Origin of the sequence: Sedimentibacter sp. (assembly GCF_038562225.1) — a bacterium.
In the GTDB taxonomy this organism is placed as follows: domain Bacteria; phylum Bacillota; class Clostridia; order Tissierellales; family Sedimentibacteraceae; genus Sedimentibacter.
This window is the reverse complement of the sequence record NZ_JBCFAS010000006.1, coordinates 25163-49448: the sequence shown is the minus strand read 5'-3', so window position 1 is coordinate 49448 and position 24286 is coordinate 25163. Positions and strand designations below refer to the sequence as shown.

The 24286-nt window shown below is 39.7% G+C and carries 25 protein-coding genes; 5 read left to right on the top strand and 20 right to left on the bottom strand.

The features are described from left to right. Position 1 precedes the first annotated feature (1 nt). From nhaC to AAGU76_RS17885, 12 genes are all read right to left on the bottom strand, one after another. Entirely contained in the window at positions 2 to 1429 is a 1428-nt protein-coding gene (nhaC, locus tag AAGU76_RS17940; protein ID WP_342486891.1) for a Na+/H+ antiporter NhaC, read from the bottom strand. Between the two features lie 28 nt (positions 1430 to 1457). Continuing rightward, positions 1458 to 2732 (bottom strand): MFS transporter, encoded by a 1275-nt coding sequence (locus AAGU76_RS17935; protein ID WP_342486890.1) that lies wholly within the window; start codon positions 2730 to 2732, stop codon positions 1458 to 1460. A 28-nt stretch (positions 2733 to 2760) separates the two neighbouring features. Continuing rightward, complete coding sequence (locus AAGU76_RS17930) at positions 2761 to 3654, bottom strand: phosphate acyltransferase (RefSeq protein ID WP_342486889.1); 894 nt, start codon at positions 3652 to 3654, stop codon at positions 2761 to 2763. A 10-nt stretch (positions 3655 to 3664) separates the two neighbouring features. Then, positions 3665 to 4726, bottom strand: a complete 1062-nt coding sequence (gene buk / locus AAGU76_RS17925) for a butyrate kinase (RefSeq protein ID WP_342486888.1) — start codon at positions 4724 to 4726, stop codon at positions 3665 to 3667. 107 nt (positions 4727 to 4833) lie between these two features. Further along, positions 4834 to 5601, bottom strand: a complete 768-nt coding sequence (locus AAGU76_RS17920) for an IclR family transcriptional regulator (protein ID WP_342486887.1) — start codon at positions 5599 to 5601, stop codon at positions 4834 to 4836. Positions 5602 to 6025: 424 nt separating this feature from the next. Beyond that, the gene (locus AAGU76_RS17915; protein ID WP_342486886.1) at positions 6026 to 7024 is read right to left on the bottom strand and encodes an isocitrate/isopropylmalate dehydrogenase family protein; all 999 of its coding nucleotides are present in this window, start codon (positions 7022 to 7024) and stop codon (positions 6026 to 6028) included. Between the two features lie 9 nt (positions 7025 to 7033). Next, the gene (locus tag AAGU76_RS17910) at positions 7034 to 8971 is read right to left on the bottom strand and encodes an aconitate hydratase (RefSeq protein WP_342486885.1); all 1938 of its coding nucleotides are present in this window, start codon (positions 8969 to 8971) and stop codon (positions 7034 to 7036) included. A 9-nt stretch (positions 8972 to 8980) separates the two neighbouring features. Then, positions 8981 to 10321: a 2-isopropylmalate synthase gene (locus AAGU76_RS17905; protein WP_342486884.1), complete on the bottom strand. Its 1341-nt coding sequence runs from the start codon at positions 10319 to 10321 to the stop codon at positions 8981 to 8983. A gap of 313 nt (positions 10322 to 10634) precedes the next feature. Further along, positions 10635 to 11351 (bottom strand): uracil-DNA glycosylase, encoded by a 717-nt coding sequence (locus AAGU76_RS17900; protein ID WP_342486883.1) that lies wholly within the window; start codon positions 11349 to 11351, stop codon positions 10635 to 10637. Between the two features lie 22 nt (positions 11352 to 11373). Continuing rightward, entirely contained in the window at positions 11374 to 11700 is a 327-nt protein-coding gene (locus AAGU76_RS17895) for a GIY-YIG nuclease family protein (RefSeq protein WP_342486882.1), read from the bottom strand. 1 nt (position 11701) lies between these two features. After that, on the bottom strand, positions 11702 to 12181 hold the full coding sequence (locus AAGU76_RS17890) for a DUF6530 family protein (RefSeq protein WP_342486881.1): 480 nt from the start codon (positions 12179 to 12181) through the stop codon (positions 11702 to 11704). 181 nt (positions 12182 to 12362) lie between these two features. Then, on the bottom strand, positions 12363 to 13154 hold the full coding sequence (locus AAGU76_RS17885; protein ID WP_342486880.1) for a LuxR C-terminal-related transcriptional regulator: 792 nt from the start codon (positions 13152 to 13154) through the stop codon (positions 12363 to 12365). A 181-nt stretch (positions 13155 to 13335) separates the two neighbouring features. Between AAGU76_RS17885 and AAGU76_RS17880 the strand changes: the two genes are divergently transcribed. Then, positions 13336 to 14910, top strand: a complete 1575-nt coding sequence (locus tag AAGU76_RS17880; RefSeq protein ID WP_342486879.1) for an FAD-dependent oxidoreductase — start codon at positions 13336 to 13338, stop codon at positions 14908 to 14910. A 130-nt stretch (positions 14911 to 15040) separates the two neighbouring features. Here AAGU76_RS17880 and AAGU76_RS17875 read toward each other — a convergent pair whose 3' ends face one another. From AAGU76_RS17875 to AAGU76_RS17840, 8 genes are all read right to left on the bottom strand, one after another. Continuing rightward, positions 15041 to 15646, bottom strand: a complete 606-nt coding sequence (locus AAGU76_RS17875) for a hypothetical protein (protein ID WP_342486878.1) — start codon at positions 15644 to 15646, stop codon at positions 15041 to 15043. A 137-nt stretch (positions 15647 to 15783) separates the two neighbouring features. Further along, positions 15784 to 16416 (bottom strand): YetF domain-containing protein, encoded by a 633-nt coding sequence (locus tag AAGU76_RS17870; protein ID WP_342486877.1) that lies wholly within the window; start codon positions 16414 to 16416, stop codon positions 15784 to 15786. A gap of 141 nt (positions 16417 to 16557) precedes the next feature. Further along, complete coding sequence (locus AAGU76_RS17865; RefSeq protein ID WP_342486876.1) at positions 16558 to 17094, bottom strand: flavodoxin domain-containing protein; 537 nt, start codon at positions 17092 to 17094, stop codon at positions 16558 to 16560. A 12-nt stretch (positions 17095 to 17106) separates the two neighbouring features. After that, positions 17107 to 17499 (bottom strand): FMN-binding protein, encoded by a 393-nt coding sequence (locus AAGU76_RS17860; protein ID WP_342486875.1) that lies wholly within the window; start codon positions 17497 to 17499, stop codon positions 17107 to 17109. Between the two features lie 118 nt (positions 17500 to 17617). Beyond that, the gene (locus tag AAGU76_RS17855) at positions 17618 to 18340 is read right to left on the bottom strand and encodes an ABC transporter permease (protein WP_342486874.1); all 723 of its coding nucleotides are present in this window, start codon (positions 18338 to 18340) and stop codon (positions 17618 to 17620) included. Positions 18341 to 18348: 8 nt separating this feature from the next. After that, complete coding sequence (locus tag AAGU76_RS17850) at positions 18349 to 19014, bottom strand: ABC transporter permease (RefSeq protein WP_342486873.1); 666 nt, start codon at positions 19012 to 19014, stop codon at positions 18349 to 18351. Next, positions 19011 to 19856: an ABC transporter ATP-binding protein gene (locus tag AAGU76_RS17845; RefSeq protein WP_342486872.1), complete on the bottom strand. Its 846-nt coding sequence runs from the start codon at positions 19854 to 19856 to the stop codon at positions 19011 to 19013. The genes AAGU76_RS17850 and AAGU76_RS17845 overlap by 4 nt, the downstream gene beginning before the upstream one ends. A gap of 1 nt (position 19857) precedes the next feature. Then, positions 19858 to 20451: a TetR/AcrR family transcriptional regulator gene (locus AAGU76_RS17840; protein WP_342486871.1), complete on the bottom strand. Its 594-nt coding sequence runs from the start codon at positions 20449 to 20451 to the stop codon at positions 19858 to 19860. Positions 20452 to 20622: 171 nt separating this feature from the next. Between AAGU76_RS17840 and AAGU76_RS17835 the strand changes: the two genes are divergently transcribed. The 4 genes from AAGU76_RS17835 to AAGU76_RS17820 all read left to right on the top strand — a co-directional run bounded on the left by AAGU76_RS17835 (position 20623) and on the right by AAGU76_RS17820 (position 24214). Then, positions 20623 to 21453 (top strand): helix-turn-helix domain-containing protein, encoded by an 831-nt coding sequence (locus AAGU76_RS17835; protein WP_342486870.1) that lies wholly within the window; start codon positions 20623 to 20625, stop codon positions 21451 to 21453. Between the two features lie 212 nt (positions 21454 to 21665). Then, positions 21666 to 21896 carry a hypothetical protein gene (locus tag AAGU76_RS17830; protein WP_342486869.1) on the top strand — a complete coding sequence of 77 codons (231 nt, stop codon included), beginning with the start codon at positions 21666 to 21668 and terminating at the stop codon, positions 21894 to 21896. 17 nt (positions 21897 to 21913) lie between these two features. Continuing rightward, entirely contained in the window at positions 21914 to 22327 is a 414-nt protein-coding gene (locus tag AAGU76_RS17825) for a 4Fe-4S dicluster domain-containing protein (RefSeq protein ID WP_342486868.1), read from the top strand. Between the two features lie 9 nt (positions 22328 to 22336). Beyond that, on the top strand, positions 22337 to 24214 hold the full coding sequence (locus AAGU76_RS17820; protein ID WP_342486867.1) for an aldehyde ferredoxin oxidoreductase family protein: 1878 nt from the start codon (positions 22337 to 22339) through the stop codon (positions 24212 to 24214). Positions 24215 to 24286 lie beyond the last annotated feature (72 nt).

The window sequence follows — 24286 nt, the reverse complement described above, 5'->3', positions numbered from 1 at the left end:
CTTAATCAAAAGTGTTGCCTTTTGACTCGCTATCATTTTCAATTAACTCATTATCGGTATCCCTTAATAAACTGTAGCCAATTATAGGTAAGAGCATTCCTAGCAATGGATTAAGCCAGTTTACAATTGCATAAGGAGCATATTGTATTGCGGAAACTCCTAATGCTGCAAACATAACAGCTCCACATGTATTCCAAGGTATTAAGCTTGATGTAAGAGTACCTCCTTCTTCTAAACAACGTGAAAGCATTCTTGGCTGTAATCCTGATTTTTCATAAGCACCTTTATAAAGTTCTCCTGTAACAACTATTGATACATATTGTTCAGCCATTGTTATGTTAACTGCCATGCATGTTAAAATTGTTGCAGCCGGCAAATATTTTGATTCTTTTATGTATTCCATTATTTTTGTAACAATAGCATTAAAAACCCCTATGCCGCTTAATACTCCACCAAGTGCCAATGCGATTATAGCCAACGAAAATGTCCACATCATTGATTGAATTCCACCCTTGGTTAATAAAGTGTCGACCATTTCTACTCCGCTATTACTCACATACCCATAATTCAAAGCATTAATAACATCTGAAAGGCTTGCCTTTTGTATGTAGATTGATATAGGAATGCTTACAACAATACCTAACATTAAACCCGGTATAGCTGGAAACTTTAAGAAACTTGTTGCTAAAACAACTATCAGAGGAATAATAACTATTATTTTCAGATTAAACATTCCTTCAATGGTGCTTTGTATAAAATCTATGTTTTGATAGTCAAAAGTTGCTCCTGAATATTTTAAACCTAATACAGTATACAGTATTAAAGCTATAATATAAGTGGGAACGGTAGTATACAGCATAGCCTTTATATGATCATAAAGATTTGTTCCGGCTATGGCCGGTGCCAGGTTAGTTGTATCTGATAACGGTGACATTTTATCACCAAAATAACTTCCTGATACAATCATACCTGCTGTTATTGGAGCTGGTATGTCTAAACCAGCCCCTATTCCCATCAATGCTATACCAACAGTACCGGCAGTGCTCCATGAACTGCCGGTGGCTAAAGCAGTTATGCTGCAAATAATCAAGCCTGCAGGCAGAAAAAATGTCGGGTTAAGAATATTGAAACCATAACTTATCAATGCTGGAACTGTACCGCTTAAAATCCAAGCACCTATTGCCATACCAATAAGAAAGAAGAAAAACAATGTTTGCATCGCTTTATTTACACCGCTTGCCATGCACTCCGAAATATAATCCCATTTATAACCCAATTTAACTGCAGCGAAATATGCAATTATTATATCTGTGATTAGCAATACATGCGGATCAACTTTTAAGAATATCAAACCACCCATGAGGGTTAGAACAATTAAACCTGTTACTGCAACAGCGAATTTAATTGTTGGTTGATTTTGTTCATACATTGTAACACCCTCTTTTTATTTTGTATCATTAAACGGTTTCTACTGCAATATTTTTAGATATTCTATTTCTTTTCTTTAATTTTAATACTGCAAAAGCAGTTCCTACGCCGATTGTCAATACAATTATTTGAAAAATAAACATATAAGTATATCCTGTTTGTCCATATGCATCTAGCCAATTGCCAAACAATAAGAATTGGAATAAATCCGGTGAAAATCCTACTGCAGCTGCTATACCGATAGTTGAAGCAGTTCTATTTTTGTTGATATTAAGCTCAGAAATTACTGCGTAGTAAGAACCTCTCCCCATGTAAACAGCCAATGCCATGACTAAAGTAAGAACTATTAAAGCGTACATAGGAGTAGACTGGCTTAAATTTAACATAACGATTAAACTTATAATTCCAACAACCTGTACGAAAATTAAAACTTTAGAAGCAGATTTAATTTTATCAGTCAAGTACCCCCCAATAGGAGCACCTACCAATGTCATAACATAAGTTCTTATAATTGCAACAATGCCGGAGAAAGCAACTGTTGCTCCTAGTACATCAGTAAAGTATGGAGTAAAGTATGACATAGTTACTAAGAATGAATAAATACAGAATATTGAAAGAGCAACTAACCAAGTTGATGGATCTTTAAGTATTTCAACATATTCTTTGATTCCAAGTTTAACTGTAGGTTCCTTGATTTCTTTTTTAACATCACTTTTCTTTGGACTTTCAATAACAAAGAAAGCAGGAATAGTTAAGAGTATTGACAATACACTTAATCCAATTATAGCTGCGCTTAAGCCTGCAATTCCTTGTAAAAAACGATTAAATAAGAACATCATAACTGCGTTAAAAACAATATTACCTATACCAACAGATGTTTCATTTAAACCGAAAATTTTACCTTGATCCTCATCACTAACTAAATTTCTTATAATTTTAATATGTGCCGGGTAATTCATAACTAAACTTGTTATAGCGAATCCCACCCACATTATTACTGCAAATGAATATGTTGGATTTGATACAAACAAAAGACCGAAAACACCATTTAAGAAAACAGAACCCATATATACTATTTTGTAATTGAATCTATCAGCAATCCATCCGCCTAAAGGACATCCGTATATATTTCCAAAACCATAAATAGACATCAATAACCCCAACTGTGCATTAGTAGCGCCAATCATTTCCTTGAATGGATCGTAAAATACATATTGAATAAACGGAATTAAATAAACTATTGACCAACATGAACCTAGTACTAAGACTGAAAATATTAATTTAGTTTTTGATTTGTTATCCATATAATCCTCCATATTTTTTATAAGTTTATTAATTTGATGTCAAGCATGCTAACGCAATAGAATTTATTTTCACATCAGCAGTATCTGACCTTGAACCAAGAATGACCGGACTTGAAGCTCCCAAAATTATTCCCGCCCACTTAGCGTTATTAAAATGAAGCCACGACTTTCCTAAAACGTTTCCAGTTTCTATATTAGGAAACATTAATAAATCAACATCACCTGAAATCTTACTGTCAATTCCTTTGTGCTTTGCAGCATTAGAATCAAACGCAACATCAAAAGCTATTGGACCTTCTATTATGCAGTTTGATATATCATTATTTTTTACCATTTCTACCAATGAAGCAGCTTCTACTGTTGCTGGTATTTTCGGATCTACCATTTCATTGGAGGTTAAAGCTGCAACCTTTGGCATTTCAAATCCCATAGATTTCATAGCCAATAATGAATTAGTTAGAATGTCTTTTTTCTGTTCAATGGAGGGACTAACATTAACACCGCTATCTGTGCAGTACAATAACTTATGGTAACCTGGAAGTTCATATACTGCTAACAAGCTTAAAAGTCTGCCAGTTCTTAATCCATACTCCTTATTTAATACTGCTCTTAAATATAATGATGTGTTAACCAAACCCTTCATTAGTATTTTTGCTTCCCCGCTGCTAACAACCTTTACTGCCTCTAAAGCAACATTGTCAGAATTTTCAACATGCACTATTTCATAGTTTTGCAATCCAACAACCTTTGCATTTTCTTCAATTTTACTCTTATTACCTACCAATATGGGATAAATTAAACCTATATCTTCAGCCATCTTGATAGCTTTTAAAACTTCCTGATCTTCTGCTTGAGCTACAGAAACTGTAGATACTCCACAATTTCTTGCTTTTCTTAAAAGATCATCAAAACTCTTTAACATTAATACCTCCCTAATTATAAATTTTAGCCCTTTCTATATTTATAAGAACTCTGTAAGCTCCTAAAGCTAACGCTTTCATTTCCATTTCACCCGGAACGATTTCAACAGGTGCAAGATATGAAATTCTTTTTATTACTTCATCTGTTATAAATTTTGAATGAGAAATACCACCTGTTAAAATAATTTTATCTAAATCGCCATAAAGAGATGCTCCATACATTGCAATTTCTTTTGCGACTTTGTATATAAATGCATCAAGTATTAATTTTGATTTTTTTTCTCCGTTAGCAATTCTATTTTCAATTTCTACCATATCTTTAGTTCCAAGATAATCATACATACCACCAATATTGCTTACCTTGTTAACCATTTCCTTGTATGTATACTTACCTGAATAGCATAATTGAATCAATTGATATGTTGGTAATCCTCCACTTCTTTCTGGTGAAAATGGTCCATCTGTTCTTCCTCCACTTCCATCTATCATTCTACCTTTTTTGTGAGCAGCTATAGAAATTCCTGAACCTAAATGAGCAACTATGAAATTAAAATCACTATATTTGCCACCCATTTTTTCAGCCGTTTTTCTACAAACAGCCTTTTGATTTAAAGCATGCATCCAGCTTGCTTTTTCTATATCAGAAATTCCAGTAATTCTAGATATATCTTCAAATTCATCTACTGAAACTGGATCTACAATATATGAAGGAACTCCTATTTGATCTCCAATATCCTTTGCTATTACAGCTCCTAAGTTTGATGGATGCTCGCCATTTATAGCATTTTTTAAATCATCAATCATTTTACCGTTTACAGCGTAGGTACCGCCTTCTATAGCTTTCATTAAACCGCCTCTTCCAACAATACATTTAAATGATTCGATTGGAAACTGATTTTCACTTAATGTTTTGACTATTAGATCTTTTCTGTAGCCAAATTGTTCAAATACGTTTTTAAAATCTTTGAGTTCTTCTTGTGTGTGAGTGATATTAGTTTTAAGCACTTCTTGCTCACCCTCAAACACTGATATCTTTGTTGAAGTTCCTCCGGGATTGATTACTAAAATTCTCATTGCTCCTCCTTTTTCGGAACATCGTTCCGAAATTTTAATAAAATATTTTGGAACTCCTTTCCTAATTATCTTTATGGAATATTGTTCCAAAACACTAACAAAATGTATTATTTCATATATAAGCTTATTTTATTAGCTATATTTTTAACCTTTAGTATTTTTTCATTAAAGTCACCCATTCTCATTCTTGAGCTCGGGCCGGAAATACTTATTGCGGCTATAGCAAAACCATCTCTATCCAAAATTGGTGCTCCTATACATGTTAATCCGAGTTCTTGTTCTTCATCATCAACTGCATAACCTTGTTCCTTTACTCTTTTTAACTCTTCAATTAATTCATCATAACTAGTTATTGTATGATCCGTAAATTTTATCATAGACTGATTTTTAATTTTTGTATAATCAATATTTTTTGAATATGCAAGTAAACACTTTCCAACAGAAGATGCATATGCAACTGTGGAAGAACCCAGATTAGGATGTACTGAAAGCATTGCTTTTTCATCAAATTCCTTCAAAATAATCATACTCTTATATCCATTAGAAATATCTTTATCCAAGATTGAAACATTAACAACTTCTTTATATTCACTAAATAATTCCTTTGCATATGGTCTTATCATATCCACTATAGATACCTTTTCGCCTACTAATAAACCTATTGCGAAAAGCTTGTTACCTAACCAATATCTATCATTTTCATAGTTTTTATAAACAAAGTTCTTATTTTCTAAAGTAACTAAAATTCTATGAACAGAACTTTTATGCAATCCTAATTCCCTACTCAGCTCAGTGATACCCATTTCTTTTCCGTTGTTGTATAATGCGAGTATAACATCTATTGCACGTTCAACAGAAACTATTGTTTCAGACATAATTCCCTCCTATATTGGAACAACGTTCCGAAATATATTTGTATTATATCACTTTAAATTTAATTGTCAATTGCTATAATATTACGTAAATTTAATATTTCATTTTGAAATTACAGTTTTAAGCTTATACTAATCTATATTTTCTACGGTACTGTCATATAATATAGTTTCAGTTTTAATTTCATTGCCCCCCAATATAAAGCATTGTCACTCTCCGTTTTATTTGTTAAAAATGTGGTGGTTTAATGCAACCTGTCTATTTCAAAAGTGTCTATGAGCTTATTTACAAGTTAGATTGATATTTTACTTAATTACTGGTACTTTAAGTCTTTTTAACTAAAGGCTTACTTGTGCTTTTTCTTCTATTTGTGATATTGAGTGATTTCCTATTAAATAAAAAACCCGCGGGCAATGCCCGCGAGCCTTAAAGAGCCTTTATAACCTCATCCCTGAACTGGGTTGTGCTTAAGCTTCCTCCTATGTCCCTTGTGTGGAGGTCCTTGTTTTTCAGAACCTTTGTAAGGGCTTTTTCTATTTTGTCCGCTGCCGCACCTTCACCTGTGTGGCGAAGCATCATTATTCCCGTGAGAATTGCGGAGGTTGGATTTGCAATGTTTTTTCCTGCAATGTCCGGAGCTGACCCATGCACGGGTTCGAATATAGCCATATCCTCACCGATGTTGGCGCTTGGCGCCATTCCCAGACCTCCCACAAGTCCCGCAGCCATATCGGACAGTATGTCGCCGTAAAGGTTCGGTGCTACTATCACCTGGTAGTTGTGGGGATTCATGACAAGCTTCATGGACATGGCATCCACTATGACATCCTCGAATTGAATATCCGGATAATTCTTTGAAACCTTTCTTCCCGACTCCAGAAACAGGCCGTCTGTAAGCTTCATGATATTGGCCTTGTGCGTCAGGGTAACCTTGTTCCTTTTTTCCTTTTCCGCAAGCCTAAATGCAAAATCCGATATCCTTTCGCTTGCTCCTCTTGTTATTACCTTTGTGCCTTCCGCCACGTCGTCCGTTGACATGTGCTCTATTCCCTTGTACAGGTCCTCCGAATTTTCCCTCACTATGACCAGGTCCAGGTCTTTGTAAAGAGAGTCTATTCCCTCATAGGATTTTATGGGACGGACGTTGCTGTAAAGGTTGAACATTTGTCTCAGCTGTACATTGATGCTCTTAAAGCCCTTGCCCACAGGCGTTGTAATGGGACCCTTGAACACTACCTTGTTTCTTTCGATGCTTTGTATTGTTTCCTCCGGCAGAAGGTCGCCGCACTGTTCATACGCCGTGTAGCCTGCATTCACCTCTTCCCATTCTATGCTGTCAGTTACGGTATCAATTATTTCTGCTGCTGCGTGCATTATTTCCAACCCTATTCCGTCTCCCGGAATCAACGTGATCTTTTTCTTCATGGCAGCCTCCTACGCGTTTTTCTTCAGGCTCATAAAATTTAAAAGCCCTCCGGATTTTATGATTTCAATTTGTCTTTCCGACAGTTTCAGTTCCATTTCATATTGTTTGTTTTTTGTTTTGTTTTCCACTACAACCGTAGTTTTTTCTATTTGTGTCAACAGTCTTGGTATTTCTATTTCATCCATCTTGTCTATGTCATCATAATCCGCTTCATCCTTGAATGTTAAAGGTATGATTCCGTTGTTCACAAGGTTGCTTTTGTGTATTCTTGCAAAGGACTTGGAAAATACAGCTCTTACACCGAGGTACAGGGGTGCCAGGGCTGCATGCTCGCGGCTTGATCCCTGCCCGTAATTTTTGCCTGCAACAATTATTCCTCCGCCGTTTTTCTTTGCATTCCTCGGAAAATCCTTGTCAATCTGCATAAAGCAGAATTCCGACAGATAAGGAATGTTTGATCTGAACGGAAGAAGATGCGCATTTGAAGGCATTATTGCATCTGTTGTTATATCATCTTCAACCTTTATGAGTACCGATATCAGGCCTCCCGTATGGTCTTCCAGACGGCAGTTCTTTGGGAATGTCTTTATGTTCGGGCCTCTCACTATTTCGACGTTTCTTCCGTCATCGGCAGGGCTTATTATCATGTTGTCATTCACCATGAATTTCTCAGGAATATCTATGTCAAGATTTACACTGTTGTCAAAATCCTCTTCTCCTGCAATGAAGCCTTTTATTGCAGAAAATGCTGCAACTTCAGGGCTTACCAGGTATACTCCTGCTGTATCGGTTCCGCACCTTCCCTTGAAGTTTCTGTTGAAGGTTCTAATAGACACTCCGTTGTTTGCCGGTGCCTGTCCCATTCCTATGCAAGGTCCGCATCCGCTTTCAAGCACTCTTGCTCCCGATGCAATCATTTTAGCCAGAGCTCCGTTTGAAGCAATCATCTCAAGCACCTGCTTAGATCCCGGTGAAACAACCAGCGACACATTTTCATGAACCGTGTGTTCGTCCAGAATGTTTGCAACCTTCATCATGTCTGTGTAGGAAGAGTTGGTGCAGCTTCCTATGGCTACCTGAGTAACCCTGGTCCCTCTCACCTGATTCACGGAAACCACAGCATCAGGCGAATGAGGCAACGCCACATTAGGTTTAAGCAAATTTAAGTCTATTGTGATTTTTTCTGAATACACCGCTTCGTCATCGGCCTTCAGTTCAACAAAATCCTTTTCTCTTCCCTGAGCCTTAAGAAACTCCAGCGTCCTTTCATCTGAAGGGAATAAGGATGTGGTAGCTCCAAGTTCTGCGCCCATGTTTGTTATTGTCCCTCTTTCAGGTACGGAAAGAGATTTTACTCCTTCGCCGGTATATTCAAATATCTTGTTCACTCCGCCCTTAACGGTGAAATGTTTCAAGACTTCAAGAATAATGTCCTTGGCTGATGTGAATTTAGGTAATTTTCCTGTTAACTCCACATTTACAATTTCAGGCATCGTCAGTCTGTATTCTCCGCCTGCCATGGCAACTGCGACATCAAGTCCTCCTGCTCCAACCGCAATCATGCCCATTCCTCCGCAGGTTGGAGTGTGGCTGTCAGAGCCTAAAAGCGTGTCTCCCGGTACCGAAAAGCGTTCAAGATGAACCTGGTGGCAAATTCCGTTTCCCGGTTTTGAAAAATAAATTCCATGTTTCTTGGCAACAGTCTGAATGAACAGGTGGTCATCAGCATTTTCAGGTCCGGACTGAAGCATGTTGTGGTCTATGTAAGCAACCGATTTTTTTGTTCTTACCTTATCTATGCCCATAGCCTCGAATTGAAGATATGCCATTGTTCCTGTTGAATCCTGTGTGAGTGTCTGGTCAATTCTTATTCCTATTTCATTTCCAGATTTCATTTCTCCGGTAACAAGATGATTTTTGATAATTTTCTCTGCAAGTGTAGCCATAGTCCCTCCTTATATTACCCTTTCATTTTGATAGTTGTTGAAAATATAAGACTTTGCAAGTTTCTCCATCTCTTCGCTGGAAATGTTTGTTGTTCTTCCGCTGTCATATTCTGAATCTATTTTGTTTTTTACAGGAATGAGCCTGTTGTCACTCTTATGAATTTTTTCATCTCCGTTTAGTCCGAAGTAGCTGTTTATCCAGTATGCAATGCTTGAGATTCCTGAGTAGGAATTTATTGCCACCAGAGGAGGTTTTCCCAGAATCTTTCTTGTGTCAAAGCTGTTGTAGATCTCCTCATCCTTCAGAAGGCCGTCCGCATGTATTCCAGCCTTGGTCACGTTGAATTCCTTTCCCACGAAAGGAGTCTTTGGAGGAATTTCATAATCAAGTTCCTTCTCGAAAAACCTTTCTATGTGGTTGATCAGCTCAAGATTCATTTTTCCTGCGTTACCCTTTATTTGTCCGTATTCTATTATCATAGCTTCCAGCGGGGTGTTTCCCACTCTTTCACCGATGCCGAACAATGTGGTGTTTACGGAAGCTCCTCCGTAAAGCCAGGAAGTTGTGGAGTTGGTAACAGCACCGTAGTAGTCGTTGTGACCATGCCATTCTATGGAGCCTGATGGAACTCCGGCATAGTATCTCAAACCGTGGATTATGGCAGGAACGCTTCTGGGAAGTTCAACGCCCGCCTGTGACACTCCCAGCCCCAGTGTGTCGCAGGCTCTTATTTTCACGTTAATCTTGCTTTCCTTCATCATTTCCATGAGATTTTTCGCCAGCGGAACCACAAATCCGTAAAAGTCCGCCCTTGTTATATCCTCAAAGTGACATCTGGGGACGATGCCGTTTTCAATGGCTGCACAGGCGATGTCAAGATACATCTTCATTGCTTCCTTCCTGCTTTTGTTCAGCTTGTTGAAAATATGGTAATCGGAGCAGGACATCAGTATTCCTGTTTCCTTTATTCCCATTGACTTGACAATGGAAAAATCCTCCTTGTTGGCTCTTATCCAGGATGTTACCTCCGGAAAATCATAGCCTCTGGCCATACACTTTTCGGCAGCCCTTCTGTCCTTTTGCGAATACAGAAAAAATTCCGTCTGTCTTATTATGCCGGAGCCGTTATCGAGCTCATGAAGATAATCGTATATTCTTATCATCTGTTCCGTGTTCATGCTTGTCATAGATTGCTGTCCGTCTCTGAACGTTGTGTCCGTTATCCATATCTGATTCGGAATGTCCATGGGCAGCTGAATGTTGTTGAATTTGATTTTCGGAATTTCATCGTACGGGAAAATGTCCTTGTACAGTATTGGCTTCATTGCTTCAACAGGATTATACTTCATGTTGCACCTCCGGCATTGTTTTGTAAATTTGTATCTCTTTTGCAAACGAAAGAATTATTTTTTAAGTTGCATTTCTATTTTTACTCACTTTTTTGATTTATGTTACACATTATAGTACAGCATTGAAATTACGTCAAGTTCAAAAAATGTTTCTTTTATGTAATATTTTGTTTTGCAATTTTGCTGCTTTATTTTGCAATTTTTGTGTTTTTTCTTGCACGTCTTAAGCAAATAAAGAACCTGGCAGAAATTGTTGCCAGGTTCTTTTGTTTGCTTGTGTAAAACAGCATCTGTAGAATTAAATTATATGTTTCTATTTTCCTGTCCAGTCAATCTGGTTCATGGTGTCCTTGAAGCAGTTGTTTTTCAGGAAGTCATCGTCATATTTTTCCGAACACATCATTGGATGCCTGCTGATGTAGAACCTGCCGCTGGTTATGTGGCGACTTTTCTCCTCAGCCTGCTTTCCCCATAAAAACCAGCTGATGTTCTTGTTTTCTTCAGAGATGTATTTCAGAAGCTCTATGCTGAAAGGCTCCCAAATGGCTATGTGGCTTCCAGTGATCCCCGCTTCCACGGTGAAGTAGGTGTTAAGGAGAAGCACACCCTGCTTTTCCCAGGACTTGAATATTTCATCCGGAGGAAGCATCCTGAATTTTCCCGTCCTCATTTCCTCCTGAATGTCAGAAAACTTTCTTATTTGAGAGTAGTCTTCTATGTTGCTGTAATTCTTGTGGATGAGGCGGATGATGTTCTTCAGTGAAACCTGCCTGAACTTCTGGCTCCACGAATGAAGATCACCAACCTCGAAAGCCCTGCCTGTAGCTCTTCCTTTTTCCGGGTATGGATCCTGACCCAGTATCACAACCTTCACATCTGCCAGGTTGCAGCGCATAAAACGAAGCACGTTTTCATATTGTGGATTGATGTTTCTTCCTATTTTTTCATCGATGTTTTTTAATTCGCTTCTTATCTCATCTGTCAGGAAATTACTCCATGATTGATGGAAATCATTTGGTATCAAACTCATTTTGTCTCCTGTACTATAGTCTTTAAGCTTTCAGTCTTGCATCCCAAAGCATTTTCATAATGGAAAGCTCTTCGCTGTAGTCCGTCTTGGATTCGTCCTTATCGTATTCAAGTTTTTCAAGGACAGCAATTTCAAAAGCTTCCTCTCCCAGTTCATTCCACTTTTGCTGAAGATCCTTGTTGGGATGTGATCCAAGCTGCAGCTGAAATCTGGTGCTGTTGATCTTCCCCTTCAGATTCTTGGTTGTTTCCAAGAAGCAGTATCCGCCGTCTTTCGCCTGGACAGCAAAAATTCCCATTTCACTTTTCGTCTGTTTGTACAGCTCCTTAAGTTCTTTTTTCCTGTCCATTTTAATATCCCATTTCCTTTAATATTGCAGACAACGTCCTGAGCCTTTCGCCGATTATTTCTCCGTCGTCACTCAAGGCCTGGCTGAACAGCTTTATGTCCTTGTCTATCTTTTCGTTGTCCGTGCAAACCTCCACAGTCATGGCGTCTCCCTGAAGACCGACCCTGTCTATGACCGTTTTCTCAGGATCATAAAACTTCTCATATCGGTAAGCTTCCCTGAAATGGAGCTGTGTCCTGCATACAAGTATAGCAAGATCCAACACCCTGTGCAAGGGAAGTTCTTCAGACTGTCTGGACCATTTTTCTCCGGTGTATCTCCAAACCTTGGCCGATATATCAACCTTCCCTCTGTCGTTCCACTGGGCAAGACCCAGGGAAAGTCCCTTGGCATCAGAATCGTATGCATATCTTCCGTCTACATTTTCATAGTTTTCTGATACTATTACAGGTTTATGTTTTAAAGTTGTAGGTATTTTCATTTTCATCTCTCCAGTTTACTAACTTACTAATTTAGTAATTTACTAAATATATAGTATTTCAAAAACACAAAAATGTCAACAAGAAAATGTTACTGTACTTGCTTTAATTCTCTGAGCTTAGTGCAATCCAAAGCATGTTCTGTTATTTACTGTTCTTATAGTTGCAATTCATATAGACAATTCATAGGAATACCTTCCCGTAATATCTTTCATAAAACATTTTTATAAGCATTGCACGGTTATTAATGCCCGTTTTCTCAAATATATGCAGAGTGTGCTTTTTTATTGTATTTTCTGAAACAAACAGTTCATCACCAATTTCTCTGTTTGTAAAACCTTTACATATATCAATGACAATTTGATATTCTCTTTCCGTCAAATTAAAGTCTTTTATCATTATATTTTTGATATTTTCTTGATTTTTACCTTGTGGGTGTATTTGATACATTCGATGAGTTAAATGACGTTTAATATAGTTTAATATAAATATATCTTTTTCCGTAAAGTCTTGGTTTTCTTTTTTTCTAAACAGGTTAACAGTTCCAAGTAAAATGCCATTGTATATAATGTACATGCTGCAACAATAATGCATTCCAACAGGTACAAAAATCTTTTTATAGATTTCACTTTCCTCACGTATTGAATCAGATAAAATATCAGTGTCCCTTACGACTATTGATTCTTGCTGGTAATGCAGCCATAAACCGTAATCAGAGTTATTCAACTTCTCATAAATTTTAAAAAGTTCATCACTATCCTTCACCTTATCACAAGGATGATTATAGGCTATGGGGTCTGTAAGCAGTTTTTGATTTCCTATGTTGTTTCCTAAAAAAAAGGTCCCAACATCAAACGGAATAATTTTTTTTATCTGTTCAAAAAAAGAGATCCTATAATTACTTGCATTTGAATTATATAAATCAAACATAATGTCTGAAATTAAAAACCACTCGTCATCTGTAAGTATAGACATATAATGACTCCTATAAACATAATTTATGACAACATTATAACAAAGCAAATCTCTTGTGTCCAATCAAAATACTACTTTAGTAGTATTTTATTAAAATAGCATAAATTAGTGGTATTTAATATTTTTCTTTATATTTATATAATATTTATATGATCATATCTTTTTAAAAGGAGCACATCACATGAAACGATTCAAGAAATTTTTAACAATGTCAATGCTGTCAGCACTGTTATTAGCGGCAGCATTATTATTACCGGGATGCACTAAGTCTGCAGAAGAAGCAACTGCAGGCAGCAAGGATGCAATAACAAAGAATGAACAACCATCTGTAGCTGATAAAAGCGAAACCATTGATACAGAAGTAGTAGTTGTTGGTTCCGGTGCTGCAGGACTATCAGCATCTATTGAAGCCAGGCAGCAGGGTTTAAATGTAATATTGCTTGAAAAAAATGGTTTTACAGGAGGAACAACTAATTCAGCTGAAGGATACGGCGGATTAAATTCAAATTATGGTGAAAGCCAAGGAATTAACTACGACATCAGAGAAGTTTTCTTTGCTGCACAAAACTTTCATCATTGGACAACAGACCAGGACATTATTATGAAGTTATATGAAAACTCAGGAGAAGGAGCAAACTGGTTAGAATCATTAGGCGTTGAATTTGAAGGAATTGTTCCAAACGGAAACAACAAATTTGACACTTGGCATCTATACAAAGGTACAGGAACACAATTTGTAAAAACCATGACTGATAAAGCTAAGGAGCTGGGAGTAGAAATATTACTGGAAACCAGAGGAAAAGAATTAGTTATGAAAGACGGCAAAGTTGCCGGTATTAAAGCAATAAAAAAAGATGGCAGTACATTAGTAATCAATGCACCAGTTGTTATATTGGCTACAGGCGGATATGCCGGAAATCCGGAAATGATTGAAGAATATGCGAAAGTTGATGCTGATGCTATTTATGACACAGGTGTAGCTGGCAGAACGGGTGATGGAATTAAAATGGCTTTGACAGCGGGAGCATCAGATAAGAGATTAAAAGGTTCGCTTATGAATTTTGGGGCATCTATGAGAGTTTATGGTGTGTATGAACCCATAAACATACTGGGATGGCTGCCAGTTTTAAAAGTCAATCAAGAAGGGAATAGATTTGTTGATGAATCCATGATTATAAAGGATTGGGGAACTAATGGGAACGCTCAAAGACAACAAGGAATTGTATATCATATAATTACCAAGAAGAACTTTGATAATTTTATTGAAAATGGATTTCCTGGTTATTGGCCGGAAATACCAAACCTGTATGATGAAATTGATGAAGCTTTGAAAGAACATCCAGATTATGTGTTTGTTGCTGATTCAATTGATGAATTAGCTCAAAAAATTAATATTGATAAAACACAATTACATTCTACTATAGATAAATACAATAGTTATGGAGAAACAGGTGTAGATTTGGATTATGGCAAGGATGCAGAATTCTTATACCCCGTTGAAGAAGGCCCTTATTATGCTTTTAAATTTGAAGTAGGTATTTTTGCAACAACTGATGGACTAGAAGTTACACCGAATGCTCAAGTTCTTGATAAAGATGGAAATATTATTCCCGGACTCTATGCGGGAGGCAGTGATGCAGGCGGACTAAACGGCGAAACATATGAAGTTAGTGTTGTACCAGGAGCTCAGCAGGCTTTTGCAGTAAATTTCGGACGTTTTGCAGCACAAGATGCCGCAAGATACTTAAATAAATAAGCACCTATACAGACTTCACCAGAAAACTACCTTAAATCTTTGATTTAGGGTAGTTTTTTAATGTTTGTCACTTCTCTGCAGTCCAGAATAATTTTTGCATATAAAAAACAGCAGGTTTCCCTGCTGCTTATTATGCTGTCCTCTTTTTGAAAATCAATGTTCCAATACCCAGAAGCAATGCTGCTCCGGCTCCTATGACCAATGGCGAAACAGTCTTTGTTGCATCCTTTGATTCCTCCTGGGCGCTCACTGTCTTTATGTCGTCTGCTGACGTTGTGCTGACGATCTGAACCTCTATAGGTGCTTCTTCTGCAGGGCCGCTTGTTGCTGCTTCCGGAGCTGCTGAGGGTTCTGCATCCACAACGGAAGTTGTATACATGAGCGGATCTGTGTACAGTACAGCCTGGTTTCCTTCAACAACTGTTACCTGTTCCCCTCCCAGCAGATTTTCAATGAACTCTTTGTTTTCCTGGCTGAAAGGAGTTATACCCACTTCCACATATCCGTCTATGGGGGACGTATGTGTTACTGTTATACCCTTTTCTTCAATTTCCTTTGCCTTTTCCTCAAACAGCACCTTGTCAAAACCGGCCTGGACTTCGTACATCGCCTCATCCACAGCTATTTTCACCACTGCTGCATCCGGCGGAAGGCTTTGTGCAAAAGCAGTTCCCATTGATGCTACGGCAAGGCATGCGCCTACTGATACTGACTTAAATATATTTTTATTGAACATACAATTTACCTCTTTTTAATAGATTTTATTCCTCATGGCCATAAGGTTTAATTGATACACTTATTTAGACGCACATCACGCTCATAAGTTTCACGGTAAATTATGGATTTGTTCAATAAAATATAAGCAGTCTATTGCTATGGTTCTTTCTTGTTGCCCTCGAATTTTTTATTAATCAGCTCTTCAAATATGTTGTTTTGTTGTTTATCAGTTGGTATGGACGAAGGCTTTAGTCCCAAAGCATCCTTGATTTGGGAAATTTCTTGCATCAAAATTTTGTAATCCTCCCTTGTCATGGGTTTCTTGCTGTCCTTAAGCTCATACCCCAATTGGCCGCTTACTTCAATGGTACCGTATTTAACATCTTCAATTGAGGAAATACCTGATTGCCTTAATCTTGTTTCCAATCTGTCCATGGACATCCTGATTTTTTTAAGATTTTTTATTACCGGCACACCATTTTCTATAACCAGCAAAGACTTACCGGTAAAAAAAGTTTCCCACAGGTCTACTTTTACTTCTGCATACTCAGTTACAATCATCAGAATCGTAAACAGCAGGGATATAAGTAGTGTATTTATTAAGGTATTTCCGGAGACCGGCTGAATTAATAATGAACCTATTCCAACCATCACTATGGTCTGAGTTATGGTCATCTGCGAAATGGACTTTCTGCCGCCCAGTCTCAAGATAAATTTTCCTACCATGAAAATTATTATTGTGTCCCAAAACCAATGCAGGTCAATGTTTATAAAATCATTCCAGGTCATATTATTCTCCTTTCCCTTCCATAATTGTTACCAAAATGCTAATTTTAATCCATTCTAATTGACGGTATTCCCAACAATTTGCTCATTCCACGAAAAGTAAAAATCTGCCCTTCGGCAGATTTTGAAGTTGTACTTTCTATCTTATAATGACTTAACAAATGACACCACCGGCTCAATGGTAGTTTTGTCCGTAAATTCCACAACCTCGCCGTAGGTATCGAGCATCATTCTGTCCTCGTCTGTCATTTCCTCTTGGCTTTTCTTTTTTACCATGGACTTTAGGGCTGCCATCATAGCCTTGTGAACGATGCCAAGCTCCTTGTAGTTTATTCCGCCCCTCAGATGGAATACTTTTATGGTATTTTGCATTTCTTCAGTGAAATTTTTCTTGATTATGGGTTCAAATTGTGACTTTATTTCAGGGTCTGCCAGGCCCACGGTATAAACAGCAATGTTTTTGTTTTTTAAGCTGTCAAAATTTCTTGTAATCAGCTCAATTCCTAAAATTCCGCTGGCATACAGCCCGCCTCCGTAAATAATCGTGTCGTATTCAAGCATCTTATCAACCTTTATCTCGGAGTTTTCATACAAATCACAATTCAATTCCTCCGAAATCCACTGGGCATACTTTTTTGTATGACCATATTTTGACTTATAAATTACTGCTACCTTACCCATATTCTCCTCCTGCTAGTTAAGTCCGCTCATAAGCGCAACTTCTATTGCCTTAAGTATTACCCTGCTGCTGTATGTGGCCCCTGATATAGAATCCACCTTCAGACTCTGGGCCTCAACTACCTTCTGAGGTATTACTTCAGCAGCCTTTCCCTGACCGTTGCCATGTTCCAACAGCTTTATTTCCTTGATTGCATGGTTTTCAACAGTCACTTTCACCTTTGCATCCACCGGCATGGACTGGTAGTATCCCGTATAGGTTCCGTCCTTTATTTTCGTTAAATCCACATCGGTAATTTCCATGGCTGACAATGCTTCAAGATTCTTTTCAAGATACGATACGGCAGCAAATCCGGCAATAATAATAACAACTGCAACTACTAGCACTACTTTAATTGCTTTTTTCATATTAACAGCCCCATTACATTTTATTGTTGGTAACATTTTCAATATATAACCGCCATAGAGAAAAGTCAATAGTTCCTGAATAATATTTCTTTTTCTGAATATATTCTTTCAACGACAATCAGAATATTTTTTTCATGAATCTGTTAACCAGGGCTGAAATCCAGCATGTTGAAACCAAAAGAAAAATCAAGACAAACAAGTATTTCCCCTCCACGGCAAACTTTGCAATCCACAGGGAAGGAAGCATAAAAAACATGTATTGCACCCTTTGAGATACAAAAAACGGCAGCAGGATTCCAGCCATTATGAGTCCCGTCATTTTCATGATTGCCATTCCTTCCACCTTGTTGCGCGACAGAGAGACCACAAGCATTGACATTATAAAACCCATTATTGAAGCCATAACCGAAAGTTCTGCCGAAATCACAGCAGAAATGCGGGTGAGGGAAAACAGCTCCAGCACAATCACTGTCATGACAAATGATGCTGCTGACGGCACAACCGTCCTGGATGCAATGTATCCTCCTTTTCCAAGAGGAGTGACTGCCATGTATTTTGTAATGCCGTCATCTATTTCCCCCAGCACTACCATGGCCGAAACAAATGCGAACATGGCCGGTGTCATTACAGCCAGAAGCAAATCAAACAGAAGATAGTATTTATCCAGAACCCTAGTGTTGAAATAACCGATTAGCAGGGTATCCACCGCCGGCACTCCGAATTTTATAAATAACCCCAGAAGTATCGGTGCCGCACATGCAACGAAAAGCATGGCATCCTTCTTAACCTGGCTTAAAAACTGTCCGAAAGAATTGTATATAACCTTATAATTAATATTCATCGCTGCTCCTATTCTTCAAACATCCTGCCCACAGACCTAAGCATCATAAAGTATGCTGCAGCAATCCATGCGCTTAACAGCACGACCTTCAAAACCATAAACCCCGGCTCTGCGCTTATGAGACTGATTATTTCGCAGCCCGGGTGCAGGAGCATGAGTTTTCCTCCGTAACCGAAAATGTACAGCAATGGAGGGACGAACGCTATTATTTCCAAGGGAATCGTCACTGCCAGGAACTGGTTCAAACTTGAGATTCTTGATGCAACAGTGAGTCCCACCAAAGTGAAAAACGCAGAACCAAGCAGTATTCCCGCCAAAACTGCCCCCAGATTTTCAACCCCTGCAGACATGGCTATGACAAGCCCCACCGCTGCAGATATAATTCCCAGCGAAACAACCTTGGAAACTATGTACTCTCCTGTCTTTACCGGTGAAACCGCTATGGCGTTTAAGACCCTTTCGCTTTTTTCAAACAGAACGATGGCTCCCATAAAAAACAGACCAATGGCAGCCGGATCCGACAATATCATTATTGCGGCAGCCTTTCCTCTCCATGATTGCGGGAAAATATAAATAAGCGAAACATATACGGCAGTGAAAAAGGCGTAGACCAGGTAAAACCCATACTTGAACTGAAACCTGATGTCGCCTGAAATCAGACTTTTTACTCTCATTGCAGCACCCTCCCCGTAACCTCCATGAATATGTCGTTTAAGGTTGGTTCGCTGCTGTGAATTGACAATATCCTGTTTTCCCTGATCAGTCCAAGAAGTTTTTCATCCGATGCGGTTCTGTCAAGAAGACACTCCCCTGACATTTCTTTATCTTCCATGTATGTGTATCTTATTTTTGCTGCTCCCTTGGACATGATGAGATTGTGAGGCGAATCCAGAGCCCGTATTTTACCGTCCACGATGAAAGCCACCCTGTCGCACAGCTCCGTTGCATCGGCCATGTTGTGTGTGGTGATGATTATAGTGGTTCCTTTTTTCTTTTCTTCAAGGATAATGTTTTTCATGTTTCTGCTGTTGTTGGGATCCAGTCCGCTGGTTGGCTCATCAAGAAACAGAATGCCGGGATTGTGCAAAAGAGACTTTATGAAGTTCAGTCTGGACTTCATTCCCTTGGAATACTCTGATACCTTCTTGTTCCCGTCGTTGTAAAGGCCCACCATTTCCAGAAGACTGTCTATGCTTCGCAATTCCTTTGAATATAAAGAACCGAAGTACTGAAGGTTTTCCCTGCCTGTAAGCTTTTCATACAATGTGGGAAATTCAAAATCAACACCTATGTCTTCATAGAAGCTGTTTGAGTAGTTATTGCTCTCACAGCCGTTCACCGCAGAACTTCCTTCGTAATTTTTTATGAGGCCTGTAAGAATTTTTTGCAGCGTGCTTTTTCCTGCTCCGGATGGTCCCAGGAACCCGAATATTTCTCCCTTTGTTACTTCAAAGTTCATTTTTTCAATAAATTTCCTGTCCGTATAGCTGAATGACAAATCAGAAACCTTGATCATACTAACCCTCCATCAATTGCGCTGCCAAGCCGTTTATGAGCAGCTTCAGCGCATCATCAAATACATGTTCTCCAATTTCACGCCTGTTCATCATCAGTAGGAATATTCCCCTCATGGCAGCGCTGAAAACTTCCATGTCTCTTCCCTCAGCCTTCGGAATGTGTCTTTGCAGAATTTCCATGGCTTTGTTGTCACTGACCATGTGTTCTGCCACAGCCTCATCGGGAAGCTTCCTCATTAAAAGCTCCATGTCGTTGTTCTTCATGAGGCTTATAAGGAAGCTGTCTTCAGCTTTTTTGTATATCCTGAACAACAGGTCAGAGAGCTGCTGTGTTTGTATGTTCCCTCCGAAAGACTCAAGCTCCTTTAGCAATGTTTTTTGAATTTCATCATGGAAGTCATTTACCACATCAAAAAGAAGAAGTTCCTTTGATTCATAAAACAAATAAAATGTTCCCTTGGGAATATTGGCCCTCTGCACCAGCTCATCAACCGTTGTCTTTTTGACGCCGTATATATAAAGGCACTCCGCAGCAGCTTTCTTCAGCGCTTTTCGTATATATTCCCTTTCCTTTTCCGAATATGTTTTAGGCATGGTTCCTCCAAACTATTTGACTGATTTTGATTTTTTAGTCATTATAACACATTCCAATTATTTTGTAAATATTTACTAAAAAATTATTGTTGTGTTTTTTAAACTCTGGTATGATTTTATCAGTACATATTATTGACATGAATTTCCCGGATTATGTTTATTGGAGGAGTTATGGATAAGCTTACAATCGGTCAGATGGCACAAAAGAATCATGTTTCCGAGCAAACGCTTCGCTACTATGACAAAATAGGTCTGCTGAAGCCTGTTGAGATTGACGAAGTAAACGGGTACCGCCTTTATTCCATAAAACAAAGCGCCCGCCTCGACATGATTCAATACATGAAGTCGCTGGGCATGTCACTGAAGGACATTTCAACCCAGCTTAAAAACTGCGACATAAAATTGATTAGAACCATCCTGGAGAAAAAAAGCGAACAGCTCGACAGCGAAATAGAAGCCCTGAAGTTTCAGAAAGTAGCCCTGCAAAGGGCAATCATGAACTATGAACGGTATGAATCCTCTCCCCCAGACGGTACTATCACACTGGAATTCATTGACAGGAGATGGATTTACAGCTACAACACAGATACAAACTTCTACGACTTCGGCATAGAGGTTTACGAGGAACAGCTGAGAAAGCTGAAGGAAGACATGGGAATAAAAGGACTCCGTCAGCAATATTTCTGCAATGCAGGCAGCACCGTTTCCTACAAAAACATAATCAACAGAAACTACATTTCCGATGACCTTTTTGTGTTTGTGGATTGCGAGCACGTGCCGGGTAACCTTATTACCTCCATACCTCCTAACCTGTATCTTTGCATCTACTGCAACAAGTTCGAACAGGAAATTCCCTATGCAAACAATCTTCTGGACGAGGTAAAGCGTCTGAATTACACCATAACAGGAGACTACATATGCGAAGTTATCATTGATTTGCCGGATTTCATAGAAAACGAGAGAGGAATGTTCTTTAAGCTTCAGATACCTGTCAGGATTTAAATACTTTTTAAAAATTTCTTGACCTTATAGCAGCTATAACCTTTATACTGTATGTAACAGAATATTGAGCTCCGATTCTCAAAGACCCCCCGGGCCTTTGAGAACGCCAGGTGAATGGAGCAATCTGTTCGCCCCCCTAATTGAAAAGGAGCCGCAGCTTTATTTGCTGCGGTATTTTTGTATTCTGAATTCCGCAAAAGGAGCTGATGGATGTGGTGGTTAATATTAAGCTTACAGGACTGCTGGCTGCCTCCTGCGGCTTCCGGGAAAAGCGCTTCGACTTTCCAAACGATTTCACAATAGCCGATGCTATGGAATACATAAAGGTTCCGGTCAGCGGCTCATGGACAAGAAGCAGCGTCAACGGCAGCCTTAAGCAAAAGACTTATGTCCTTCAGGACGGCGACGAGCTATTTCTTTTCCCCATTGGCGGAGGGGGTTAAAATCAGGAGGTGTTGCAATGAAACCAGGAGTAATTAAAATCAGGACCAACAAGGATGTGTGCCAGGGATGCCGGTCATGCGAAGCTGTGTGTTCTCTGGTCCATACGGATGCCGTATCGCCTGTGACCGTAGGCATACGAATAGCTGAACAAAATCAGCTTGGAAAATTTAAAATCACTGTCTGCCAGCAATGCTTCGACATGCCCTGTGCCGAAGCCTGTCCCGTAAGCATAATAGCCCGCAATGCATATTCCGGTGCTGTTGAAATCGGTGAAGGTTGCACAGGATGCGGAGCATGTGCTTCTGCCTGTCCTTTCGGCGCAATTATGATGGCTGATTTAGAAGGGGATGTAAAACCATATAAGTGCGACTTGTGCGGCGGCCTGCCTCAGTGCGTTCCGGCCTGCCCAAGACAAGCGCTGTCATGGTAGGAGGTCAACATGAAGGGATATAAAAACTGCATAATCAAGGTTGATTTGACAACCGGCAACATTAAAAAAGAACACCTTAACACAGACTACATCCGGCGGTACCTGGGAGGAGAAGGTTATGGCATGGCTCTTCTGTGGAATCACATGCCTCCTGATGCAGATCCCCTGTCTCCGGAAAACATCTTAAGCTTCAACACAGGACCCATGACAGGAACACCGGTTCCTTCCGCATCAAGGACCAGCGTGTGCTTCATGTCTCCCCTGACCAACACCATAGGCGCCTCCAACGTGGGCAGCCACTTTGGTGCAGAGCTTAAATTTGCAGGATACGACACAGTGGCATTTGCCGGAAAAGCGCCAAACCCCGTATACCTGGTCGTAGACAATGACAGGGTTGAAGTTAAGGATGCCTCCATGTACTGGGGAATGAACACCCGTGAGACGACAGAAGCCATCAAGGAAGCCGAAGGCAAGGACTTCAAGGTATGCTGCATCGGCCAGGCAGGCGAAAAACTTTCAAGCCTAGCCAACATATTCAGCGACGACTGTTTTGCAGGTAGAGGAGGCGCCGGCGCTGTAATGGGAAGCAAGAATCTTAAGGCAGTTGCGGTCCGCGGAACAGGCAAGGTTGAAATTGCAGACAAGGATTCGTTCATGACAGCGTTCAAGGATGCATACAGACAGGTTAGAGAAGAAGCATACACCTGGGGACCGGTACACGGCTACGGTACTCCGGCGTGGGTTGGCGGTGCTGACGACTGCGGCATTCTCCCCACAAGAAACTTCCTGCAGAACAGGTTTGACGGCATCGAAAATGTGCTGCCATACAGGCTTTGGAACGACACCGACAAGTACAAGATAACCAGGCGCACCTGTTATGCGTGCCAGCTGGGCTGCCACAAGTATGTGGTAATGGGCGATGTGGAAGTGGGCGAAATGGAATATGAGTCCCTGGCAGCCTTCGGACCCCGATGCGGCGTTGATGACTACGAAAGCATATGCATGGCAGGCTACTACACAACCATTTACGGCATAGACTCCATCTCAGGCGGTTCAACCGTTAGCGCCATTATGGAATGGTACGAGAAAGGCATCATAACCATGGAACAGACAGACGGCCTTGAAATGAATTTCGGAAACGGCCCAGCAATGGCTGAGATGCTGAGAAAGATGGGACTGCGTGAAGGATGCGGCGACTTGTTCGCTGACGGTTCCTACGCTGCAGCAAAAAAAATAGGCGGTCAGGCCATGGATTATGTAATGGCTGTAAAGGGAATGGAAATATCAGCAACAGACCCCAGAGGGTCCTCTTCCATGACAATTTCCTTCGGTACCAGTGAGCGTGGAGCATGCCACATGAGACCTTATGGGGCAACCATAGATGCTTTCGGATACCTGTATCCTGACCTTGACATAAATGATCCCAAGGATCCCTTCAGCGACACCGAAGACAAAACATGGCTTAAATCACTTAAAGAATGCTTTGTTGTTACAAATCTTGCAGGAATTTGTGACTTTAACGTAATAAATGCGGAAATGAAGCCATCCACCATGGCAGAGCTGTACACTGCCATTACTGGGATCGCAATTGACAAGAAAGAGCTTTTAAGGACGGCTGAAAGAACCATAGCCCTTGAAAGGGCAATCAACTACCTAAGAGGCTTCAGGAGAAAGGATGATAAGCTTCCGGAACGATTCATGACTATGCCTGCTACAGGCGGTCTTCCCCAGGGAAGGGTTGTGGACATGGAATCAGCCCTTGACAAGTATTACGAAGCATGCTCCTACGACATGGAAAAAGCTGTGCCAACGCTGGAAAAATATCAGGAGCTTGACATGATGCACATTGCTGAAAAGGTTTATAACCTTGCAGCGGAAGAAGCGTAGTGTTGATTGTTTCCACAGGGGGACTCTGTCCCCCTTTTTCGACCTTAAAGAGACACAGATAATAATACTTTG

Excerpts from the sequence above, each read along its gene's own strand:
- nhaC (WP_342486891.1), bottom strand. The coding sequence starts at position 1,429 with ATGTATGAACAAAATCAACCAACAATTAAATTCGCTGTTGCAGTAACA.
- AAGU76_RS17935 (WP_342486890.1), bottom strand. The coding sequence starts at position 2,732 with ATGGATAACAAATCAAAAACTAAATTAATATTTTCAGTCTTAGTACTA.
- AAGU76_RS17930 (WP_342486889.1), bottom strand. The coding sequence starts at position 3,654 with ATGTTAAAGAGTTTTGATGATCTTTTAAGAAAAGCAAGAAATTGTGGA.
- buk (WP_342486888.1), bottom strand. The coding sequence starts at position 4,726 with ATGAGAATTTTAGTAATCAATCCCGGAGGAACTTCAACAAAGATATCA.
- AAGU76_RS17920 (WP_342486887.1), bottom strand. The coding sequence starts at position 5,601 with ATGTCTGAAACAATAGTTTCTGTTGAACGTGCAATAGATGTTATACTC.
- AAGU76_RS17915 (WP_342486886.1), bottom strand. The coding sequence starts at position 7,024 with ATGAAGAAAAAGATCACGTTGATTCCGGGAGACGGAATAGGGTTGGAA.
- AAGU76_RS17910 (WP_342486885.1), bottom strand. The coding sequence starts at position 8,971 with ATGGCTACACTTGCAGAGAAAATTATCAAAAATCATCTTGTTACCGGA.
- AAGU76_RS17905 (WP_342486884.1), bottom strand. The coding sequence starts at position 10,321 with ATGAAGTATAATCCTGTTGAAGCAATGAAGCCAATACTGTACAAGGAC.
- AAGU76_RS17900 (WP_342486883.1), bottom strand. The coding sequence starts at position 11,351 with ATGAGTTTGATACCAAATGATTTCCATCAATCATGGAGTAATTTCCTG.
- AAGU76_RS17895 (WP_342486882.1), bottom strand. The coding sequence starts at position 11,700 with ATGGACAGGAAAAAAGAACTTAAGGAGCTGTACAAACAGACGAAAAGT.
- AAGU76_RS17890 (WP_342486881.1), bottom strand. The coding sequence starts at position 12,181 with ATGAAAATACCTACAACTTTAAAACATAAACCTGTAATAGTATCAGAA.
- AAGU76_RS17885 (WP_342486880.1), bottom strand. The coding sequence starts at position 13,154 with ATGTCTATACTTACAGATGACGAGTGGTTTTTAATTTCAGACATTATG.
- AAGU76_RS17880 (WP_342486879.1), top strand. The coding sequence starts at position 13,336 with ATGAAACGATTCAAGAAATTTTTAACAATGTCAATGCTGTCAGCACTG.
- AAGU76_RS17875 (WP_342486878.1), bottom strand. The coding sequence starts at position 15,646 with ATGTTCAATAAAAATATATTTAAGTCAGTATCAGTAGGCGCATGCCTT.
- AAGU76_RS17870 (WP_342486877.1), bottom strand. The coding sequence starts at position 16,416 with ATGACCTGGAATGATTTTATAAACATTGACCTGCATTGGTTTTGGGAC.
- AAGU76_RS17865 (WP_342486876.1), bottom strand. The coding sequence starts at position 17,094 with ATGGGTAAGGTAGCAGTAATTTATAAGTCAAAATATGGTCATACAAAA.
- AAGU76_RS17860 (WP_342486875.1), bottom strand. The coding sequence starts at position 17,499 with ATGAAAAAAGCAATTAAAGTAGTGCTAGTAGTTGCAGTTGTTATTATT.
- AAGU76_RS17855 (WP_342486874.1), bottom strand. The coding sequence starts at position 18,340 with ATGAATATTAATTATAAGGTTATATACAATTCTTTCGGACAGTTTTTA.
- AAGU76_RS17850 (WP_342486873.1), bottom strand. The coding sequence starts at position 19,014 with ATGAGAGTAAAAAGTCTGATTTCAGGCGACATCAGGTTTCAGTTCAAG.
- AAGU76_RS17845 (WP_342486872.1), bottom strand. The coding sequence starts at position 19,856 with ATGATCAAGGTTTCTGATTTGTCATTCAGCTATACGGACAGGAAATTT.
- AAGU76_RS17840 (WP_342486871.1), bottom strand. The coding sequence starts at position 20,451 with ATGCCTAAAACATATTCGGAAAAGGAAAGGGAATATATACGAAAAGCG.
- AAGU76_RS17835 (WP_342486870.1), top strand. The coding sequence starts at position 20,623 with ATGGATAAGCTTACAATCGGTCAGATGGCACAAAAGAATCATGTTTCC.
- AAGU76_RS17825 (WP_342486868.1), top strand. The coding sequence starts at position 21,914 with ATGAAACCAGGAGTAATTAAAATCAGGACCAACAAGGATGTGTGCCAG.
- AAGU76_RS17820 (WP_342486867.1), top strand. The coding sequence starts at position 22,337 with ATGAAGGGATATAAAAACTGCATAATCAAGGTTGATTTGACAACCGGC.